The 8,095-nt window shown below is 63.3% G+C and carries 7 protein-coding genes; 3 read left to right on the forward strand and 4 right to left on the reverse strand.

Going from position 1 to position 8,095, the window contains the following annotated elements; all coding sequences use genetic code 11:
• The 3 genes from AC1DUU_RS16190 to hpaI all read left to right on the forward strand — a co-directional run.
• Positions 1 to 846 (forward strand): fumarylacetoacetate hydrolase family protein (locus AC1DUU_RS16190; protein WP_476784430.1); only part of this gene is annotated, 846 nt, incomplete at its 5' end.
• Entirely contained in the window at positions 843 to 1,649 is an 807-nt protein-coding gene (gene hpaH, locus AC1DUU_RS16195; RefSeq protein ID WP_476784431.1) for a 2-oxo-hept-4-ene-1,7-dioate hydratase, read from the forward strand. The genes AC1DUU_RS16190 and hpaH, both read left to right, overlap by 4 nt.
• An 8-nt stretch (positions 1,650 to 1,657) precedes the next feature.
• On the forward strand, positions 1,658 to 2,464 hold the full coding sequence (gene hpaI, locus AC1DUU_RS16200) for a 4-hydroxy-2-oxoheptanedioate aldolase (protein WP_476784432.1): 807 nt from the start codon (positions 1,658 to 1,660) through the stop codon (positions 2,462 to 2,464).
• A 149-nt stretch (positions 2,465 to 2,613) separates the two neighbouring features.
• On the opposite strand, the gene AC1DUU_RS16205 is transcribed toward hpaI, so the two are convergent.
• From AC1DUU_RS16205 to AC1DUU_RS16220, 4 genes are all read right to left on the reverse strand, one after another.
• On the reverse strand, positions 2,614 to 3,984 hold the full coding sequence (locus tag AC1DUU_RS16205) for an IS1182 family transposase (protein WP_476784433.1): 1,371 nt from the start codon (positions 3,982 to 3,984) through the stop codon (positions 2,614 to 2,616).
• A gap of 145 nt (positions 3,985 to 4,129) precedes the next feature.
• Positions 4,130 to 5,533 (reverse strand): aldehyde dehydrogenase family protein, encoded by a 1,404-nt coding sequence (locus AC1DUU_RS16210; protein WP_476784434.1) that lies wholly within the window; start codon positions 5,531 to 5,533, stop codon positions 4,130 to 4,132.
• A gap of 2 nt (positions 5,534 to 5,535) precedes the next feature.
• A complete protein-coding gene (locus tag AC1DUU_RS16215; RefSeq protein WP_476784435.1) occupies positions 5,536 to 7,164 on the reverse strand; it encodes an ABC transporter ATP-binding protein in 1,629 nt (542 codons plus the stop codon).
• Complete coding sequence (locus AC1DUU_RS16220; protein ID WP_476784436.1) at positions 7,161 to 7,970, reverse strand: ABC transporter permease; 810 nt, start codon at positions 7,968 to 7,970, stop codon at positions 7,161 to 7,163. Before AC1DUU_RS16220 ends, AC1DUU_RS16215 begins: the two co-directional genes overlap by 4 nt.
• Positions 7,971 to 8,095: the final 125 nt, after the last annotated feature.

Raw genomic sequence — 8,095 nt, forward strand, 5'->3', positions numbered from 1 at the left:
TACACGCATGGCGGAAAAACCAGCTACGGCGCTGTGACCAAGAGCGGCATCATCGAACTCGCGCCCCATTTCCCGCAATGGCCAACCCTGCGTGAGGTCATCGCGGATAGCGGTTTCAATCAGCTGGCAGAAGCAGCGGCGCAACGCGCGGCTGACATCGCCGAAGATGCGGTCACCTTCCAGATCCCGGTTCCGGCACCGGAAAAGCTGATCTGCGTCGGGGTGAACTTTCCCGACCGCAACGAGGAATACAAGGACGGCCAGGTGGCCCCTGCCAACCCGTCACTGTTCATCCGGTTTCCGCGCTCGTTCGTCGGGCATCGCTCAGCGATCGTGCGGCCGCCGGAATCGCCGCAGCTCGACTATGAGGGCGAAATCGTCATCGTCATTGGCAAGGCCGGACGCCGCATCACCGAAACGGATGCACTCGGCCACATCGCCGCGCTTTCGCTATGCAACGAAGGCACCATTCGCGACTGGGTGCGGCACGCCAAGTTCAACGTGACCCAGGGCAAGAACTTCGACGCCTCCGGCGCCATCGGCCCCTGGCTCGTGCCCTACACCGACGAGACGCAGATTGCCGACATCCGCCTGACGACCAGGGTCAATGGCGAGTTGCGGCAGGACGATCGCACCAGCCGCATGATCTTCAGCTTCCGCAAGTTGATCGCCTACATCTCGACCTTTACCACGCTCGTTCCAGGCGATGTGATCGTGACCGGCACGCCGACAGGTGCCGGCGCCCGTTTCGAGCAGCCGCGCTGGCTGAAGTCAGGCGATGTCGTCGAAGTCGAAGCCGAAGGCATCGGCACATTGCGCAACACGGTGATGGACGAGCAGCCATGAAGCTTTCGCCACAGCAGCATCTGGCCGCCGCCCAGCGTCTCGACCAGGCCGAAAAGCAGCGCAAGCAGATCGGGCTTTTGTCGCTCGACCATGCCGAGATGGACATGGAAGACGCCTATGCCGTGCAGGCCGAGTGGGTGCAGCTCAAGCTCGCCCAGGGCCTCCGCAGGATCGGCTGGAAAATCGGCCTGACCTCCAAGGCAATGCAATATGCGCTCAACATCGATATCCCCGATTCAGGCGTGCTGCTCGACGACATGATGTTTTCGGATGCGGCGACGATACCAGCCGACCGCTTCATCCAGCCGCGCATCGAAGCCGAGATCGCCTTCGTCATGAAGGCGCCGTTGCAGGGCCCCAACACGACGGTCTTCGACGTACTCAACGCCACCGATTTCATTGCGCCGTCCATCGAGATCCTGGATACGCGCATCCTGCGCAGCGACCCGGCCACTGGCCGCACGCGCACAATCGTCGACACCATCTCCGACAATGCCGCCAATGCCGGCATCATTACAGGCGGTCGGCCGATGCGGCCCACCGAAGCCGACATGCGCTGGATCGGGGCCATCGTGTCGCGCAACGGCGAAGTCGAAGAAACCGGCCTGGGTGCCGGCGTGCTCAACCATCCCGCAGCCGGCATCGCCTGGCTTGCCAACCGGTTGGCGATGTTCGGCGGCTCGATCGCGGCCGGCGACATCGTGCTGTCCGGTTCGTTCATCCGCCCTGTCGAGGCACGCCATGGCGACACGATCACGGCCGATTTCGGCCCCTTCGGCACCGTCAGCGCCTATTTCGCCTAGAGAACCCCATGCCCGCACCAGTTAATACGTTCAAGGCCGCCCTGCTCGGCGGCGAGGCACAGATCGGTCTATGGCTCGGCCTTGCCAATGCCTACACCGCCGAGATCTGCGCCGGCGCCGGCTTCGACTGRCTGCTCATCGATGGCGAGCACGCGCCTAACGATATTCCCACGATGACGACACAGCTCCAGGCGATCGCGGCATCAGGTACAAGTGCGGTCGTGCGCCCGCCGATCGGCGAGACATGGATCATCAAGCAACTGCTCGACATCGGCGCCCAGACGATCCTGGTGCCGATGGTCGAAACCGCGGACCAAGCGCGCCAGCTCGTCCAGGCCATGCGCTACCCGCCGCATGGGGTGCGCGGCGTGGGTGCCGCCCTTGCCCGCGCTTCAGCTTTCAACCGCATCCCCGACTATCTGGCGACGGCCAATGACCAGACCTGCCTGCTGGTCCAGCTGGAGAGCCGGGCCGGCCTTGCGGCACTCGAAGGCATCGCGTCGGTCGACGGCGTCGACGGTATCTTCATCGGACCGGCCGACCTCGCCGCCGATATGGGATATCTCGGTAAGCCCGGTGCCCCTGAGATGCAGGCCGCGGTGGAAGATGCAATCATGCGCATCAGCAAATGCGGCAAGGCGGCGGGGATCTTGACCTCCGACACCGAGCTTGCGGCACGCTATCTCGAATTGGGCGCGGCCTTCGTGGCTGTCGGCACCGACGTCACCCTTCTGGCGCAGGCCACCAGCACGCTTGCCGGCAAATTCAAGGCTGCCCGCAACGACCAAGCCCCAGCCTCCAGCTCTGGCTATTGAGCGGTCCGAACATCTGAAACGCAAAAAAAGGCGGCCAAGGGCCGCCCCAGACTGCTGACAAACCCCGCCTTTTTGGCGGGGTTTTGTTTTTGGTGTTGGTCGGCTTGGAGATTGCCGGTTTCGGGGATTTGCCGGAGCGGTGCCGGTGTTCAGGCGGGCATCGGCTTTGGCCTGGGGCTCAGCGTCAGGGCGATCTTCTTGATATTTTGGCTGGCGGCGGCGATCAGGCACTGGCAGGCGACGCGTGTCAGCCCTCGGAAGCGGGCGTAGCGGTGGCCGTGCAGTTGCTTGGCGTCGGCGAAGGAGCGTTCGACGGTCTCCTTGCGGCGGCGGTAGACGGCCTTGCCCCATGCGGTCAGCCGGTTGGCGTCGGCGCGCTCGCGGGCGTCCTGCCAGACATGGCGGGTGATCAGGCGAGTGGCGTTGGCGTTTGACGTGCACGACGCGAGCAGCGGGCAGTCGCGGCAGATGGCCGGATCGGACTTGTAGTGGCGGTAGCCGTTGCGGTCGGTGGTGGCGTAGGCGAGCACCTGTCCCTGCGGGCAGCAGTAGCCGTCGAGCTCAGGCTCGTAGGCGAAGGCGCTCTTGCGCATCATGCCGGGCCTGGGCGGGGGAGGGTTGCGGTAGCCGGTGACGCCTGCAATGGCGCGCGCCTCCAGCCCCTTGGCGATGCCTGCTGTGGCATAGCCGGCATCGAGCCCGACCGCGGCGACGTCAAGGCCGAAGCGCTGCCGCTGGCGGTCAAGGCGGCCAAGATAGACGATGGAGTCATGCACATTGGCCGGCGTGGCGAAGGTGTCGGTGATGATGGCGTGTTTGGCGTCGACGGTGCGGTGATCGAGGTAGAAAAAGCCTTTCGGCTTGCCCTCGCGCACCATGTAGCCAGCTTGCGGGTCGGTGCGCGAGACCTTGGTCTGCTTCTCCACCGGCTGGCGGTCCTTCTCCTTCAACGGCTTCTGTCCGTGTTCGGCGCGCTCCGCCGCGATGGCCAGATCCAGATCGTTCCAGTAGTCGGCGCGCGACTTGGCAACCACTGCAAGGTCGTGTTTGCCCTTGTTGGCGTTGGCCTTCAGATGCGTCGAGTCGGTGTACAAAACCGTGCCGTCGACCAGCCCGTGGCGGATCGCCTGCGCGACGATGGTGTCGAAGATCGCCTGCGCCACGCTCTCGTCGCGATAGCGCCGGCGCCGGTTCTGCGACAGCGTCGAGGCGTCGAACACCTTGTCGGTCAGCTTCAGCCGCAAAAACCAGCGATAAGCGACGTTGACCTCGATCTCGCGCACCAGCTGACGCTCCGAGCGCACGCCAAACAGGTAGCCCAAAAACAGCGCCTTGAACATCAAGGTCGGATCGAGCGGCGGGCGGCCATTGTCGGGGCAATACAGCGGTGCTGTCAGCTCGTGGATKAACGAAAAGTCGATCACCCGATCGATCTTGCGCAAGAGGTGGTCGGGCGGGACCAGCTGGTCGAGCGTCACCATCTCGATCGCGGTCTGTTCAGGGCCAGGGCGCTTCAGCATGACCCAGTGAATCAAAAACCCCCGGCAATTGCCAGGGGTTTGTCAGCAGTCTGAGGCGGCCAAGGGCCGCCCTTTCCTTTTGCTGTCCTGCGATCACCCGGCGCCAGCCGCAGAGCCGCCCCTCACAGCAGAAGCCAGCGCTCGATCAGCGCGTGATGTGAACCGTCTGCATCTGCATGTACTCTTCGAGCCCCCAATGGCCGAACTCCACGCCGATGCCCGATTGCTTGGCGCCACCGAAGGGTGCTGCGGGCGAAATCGAACTGTGGTCATTGACCCAGGCGGTGCCGCATTCGAGGCGCCGCGCCAGCTCTTCAGCCCGCTTGAGGTCCGACGACCAGATCGAGCCGCCCAGGCCGTTCTCGCTGGCGTTGGCACGCGCGATCGCGTCGTCGACTTCGCTGTAGCGGACGATCGGCAAGATCGGGCCGAACTGCTCTTCATCGACGATGCGCATGCCGTCGGTCACTTCTGTGACCACGGTGAGYGGGAAGAAATAACCCGCTTCCCCTGAAGGAGCGCCACCGCAAAGGAAGCGTCCGCCATTGGCCTTGGCATCTTCCGCAAGCTCGCGAACCAGATCGAACTGCGCCTTGTTCTGCAATGGACCGAACTGGCTTGCCGGATCGGTCGCTGGACCGACCTTCGCCGCACGCGCCAGCCCGGCGATCTTTTCGGCGAGTGCATCGTGCAGGCTTTCATGCACATAAAGCCGCTTGAGCGCAGCGCAGGTCTGGCCGCTGTTGCCGAAGGATTTGGCGAAGATCGCCGGCGCAATGGCGTCGATATCCGCGTCTGGAAGGACAATCGCCGCGTCATTGCCGCCCAGTTCGAGCGTCAGTCGCTTCAACGTCGTTGAGGCATTGGCCATGATGTTGCGCCCGGTCGGGGTCGAGCCGGTGAACACGATCTTGTCGATGCCGGGATGGCCGGCGATAGCGCGGCCGATGCCGCCTTCGCCGGTGACCGAATTGAGCACGCCGCGCGGCAAATGCGCATTGGCAAGCTCAACGAGCCGAAGTGTGCTCAGCGGCGTGTAGGACGACGGCTTGATCACCACGCAGTTGCCCGCCATCAGCGCCGGCATGATGTGCCAGGTGGCGATCAGCACCGGATGGTTCCACGGCGTGATCGAGCCGACCACGCCAAGCGGCTTGCGGTGCACTTCGATCCTGAGCTTCTCGTCGTCGCGGATGACTTCGACRGCAGGCCTAAGCTTTGCCGTTTCACGCATCCAGTGGATCGCCGCGCCGATCTCGCCATGAGCACTGGCGCGGGGTTTGCCCTGCTCGGTCGAGAGCAACACGGCCAGGGCCTCCTTGTCGCCCTCGACCGCATTGGCGATCTCGTCGAGCAATCTTGCCCGTTCATCGAACGACGTATCCCGCCATGTGGGAAACGCCCTACGGGCGGCGGCGACTGCTGCATCAAGATGTTCTGGCCTGGCAGCTGGACACTGAGCGAACACTTCCGCCCGCGCCGGATCGATCACGCCGAACGTCTCTGCGGCTTTGACCTTTTCGCCATCGATGATCATCGCATGGGTCATTCTTATCTCCCTCGAATTTCAGCAGGCTGAGGCCCTGGCCGGGCAGCATTGCTGGAAAACCCGTCCAGCCAGCCTTCGCGCAGTTGAGGCACCGCGCGGATCAGGCTGCGCGTGTAGTCCGACTGCGGTGTCTCGAACACCGACCGCGTTTCGCCATGTTCAACGATCCTGCCCGCCTGCATCACCGCCGTCTTGTGCGAGAAACGCAGCGCCAGCCCTAGATTGTGGGTGATGAACAAGATGCTGAGCCCCTCGTCCTCGATCAGCCTCGTCAGCAATTTGACGATGCTTTCCTCAACCAGCGGGTCGAGTGCCGATGTGATCTCGTCGCAGATCAGAATGTCGGGTTTCGCCGCCAGCGAGCGCGCGATGCAGACGCGCTGTTTCTGTCCGCCCGAAAGCGAAGCCGGATAGCGGTCGAGATAAGCCGCTGGCAGCTCGATGGACTCCATCAGTTCGCGAAGCCGCTGGTCGGCGGCTGCACCACGCAAGCCGTGAAAATAGGTTAGCGGACGGCCGATAACGTCGCGGATGGTCTGGCGCGGGTTGAGCGCAAGGTCAGGCAATTGGTGGATGTACTGGATCAGCCGGCGCTGATCGAAGCTGCGGCCTTCGACGACAGGCGCCAGTATGCTGTCACGCATCCGGATCTGGCCGGTACGCGCCGGCTGCAGCCCGGCAATGCTGCGCGCCAAGGTGGTTTTGCCGCTGCCCGATTCACCAACGAGCGCCAGCACCGAACCAGCGCCCAATTTGATCGACGCGTCCTTGACCGCCGCGACCCCGCCATAGCCGACATCGACATTGCTCACGTCAAGCAACGTCGCCTCGCCACCATTTGCGCTGGCATAGGTACCGTCGCCCTGATTGGCGACCAGGCGCTGCGCGTATTCGGTCTGCGGGTTGTCCACCAGTTGCCGGGTCGTGCCCTGCTCGACCATCTTGCCGTTGCGCATGACCACGATCCGGTCAGCCATCTGCGACACCACGGCCAGGTCGTGCGAGATGTAGAGGGCGCCGCAATTATGCGTACGCGCCACCTTCTTGATTAGCCGCAACACCTCGATCTGCGTCGTAACGTCAAGTGCGGTAGTCGGCTCGTCGAAAATGATCAGGTCGGGCTGGTTGATGAGCGCCATGGCGATCATCGCGCGCTGCAACTGACCACCGGAAACCTGGTGCGGATAGCGCCGCCCGAAATTCTCGGGATCGGGCAGCTGAAGCTCCTCGAACAGCTCGACCGCCATACGCCGCCTTTGGGCCGTGGTCAGCTTCTGCGACATCGCAGGTATTTCGGTGACTTGGTCTTCCAGCCGATAGAACGGATTGAACGCGGCGGCAGCACTTTGGGCGACATAGGACGCCTTGGTGCGCCGGATGGTTTCGAGCTCGCTGATGCCCAGTTCCATGAGCGATTGGCCACACAGCTTGATCGAGCCGGCGGTTGGCACGCAGCCAGCCTTGAACAGCATGATCGAGCTCAACGCGAGCGTGCTCTTGCCAGCCCCGGATTCCCCGATAATGCCCAGCACCTCGCCACGATCGACATGGATCGAGACGTCATCGAGCAAAACGCTCGAACGTGCCTCGACGCGCAGATTGTCGATGCTCAGTATCCGATTTCCGCTCATTTCAATTCCGGTTTGTCTGAATAGCGGCCAACGAGCCAATCAACGATCCCGTTCACGCTCAAGCAGAAGAGCGCGATGCAGAAAGCCGGTATCAGCGGTGTCAGACGGCCGGTTGAAAGGGCGAGCGCATTCTCGCGGACAAGGCCGCCAAGATCGGCCGCGGGTGGCTGGATGCCGATGCCCAGGAAGCTGAGCGAACTGATGAAAAGTGCTGCCGACGAAAGCCCAAGCCCGAACTGCGCCAACAGCGAGGGGATCATGTTGGGCAGTATTTCCTTGAACAGGTACCAGTGCAGGCGCTCGCCGCGCAGGCGCCCGACTTCGACATATTCCATCGCCGCCAGGTCACCTGCGATCGGGCGGGTGACACGGTAGTAGGTGCTCGACTGCAGGACCGCCATGGTCAGGATCAGCGTGGTCAGCGACACGCCGGCAATGGCCAGGATGATCAAGGCGAAGATGATCTGCGGGATCGACATCAGGATATCGACCGCGCGCCCGATGACGATGTCGACCCAGCCCTTGCTGAGCCCCGCGAGGATGGCAAGCGTCACGCCGAGCATACATGCCAGCGTGGTCGCTATCAGCGTCGCAACGAATGTATAGCGCGTGGCGTAGAGGATGCGGGACAGCATGTCCCGGCCAAGGCCATCTGCGCCCAGCACGCCGCCCACGCCAGGCGCATCGAACGGCGTGTGAACCATCTCGTTCGGCGGAAAGGGCGCAAGTACAGGCGCGAAGATGGCGGCAGCCGCCATCGTTGCGAGAACGGCCACGGAAACGCCCAGCGTCACTTTATTCGACACGGTTCAGTTCCCCTTCCTGGGCAGTCGCTGGCGCGGATTGACGAGCATGGCCAAAAGGTCGGAGGCAAAGTTGAGCGAGATGAAAATGGTCGAAAACAGCACGCCGCAGGCCAGCACCATCGGAA

It is taken from the genome of Aminobacter sp. P4_H6_2, assembly GCF_056400805.1.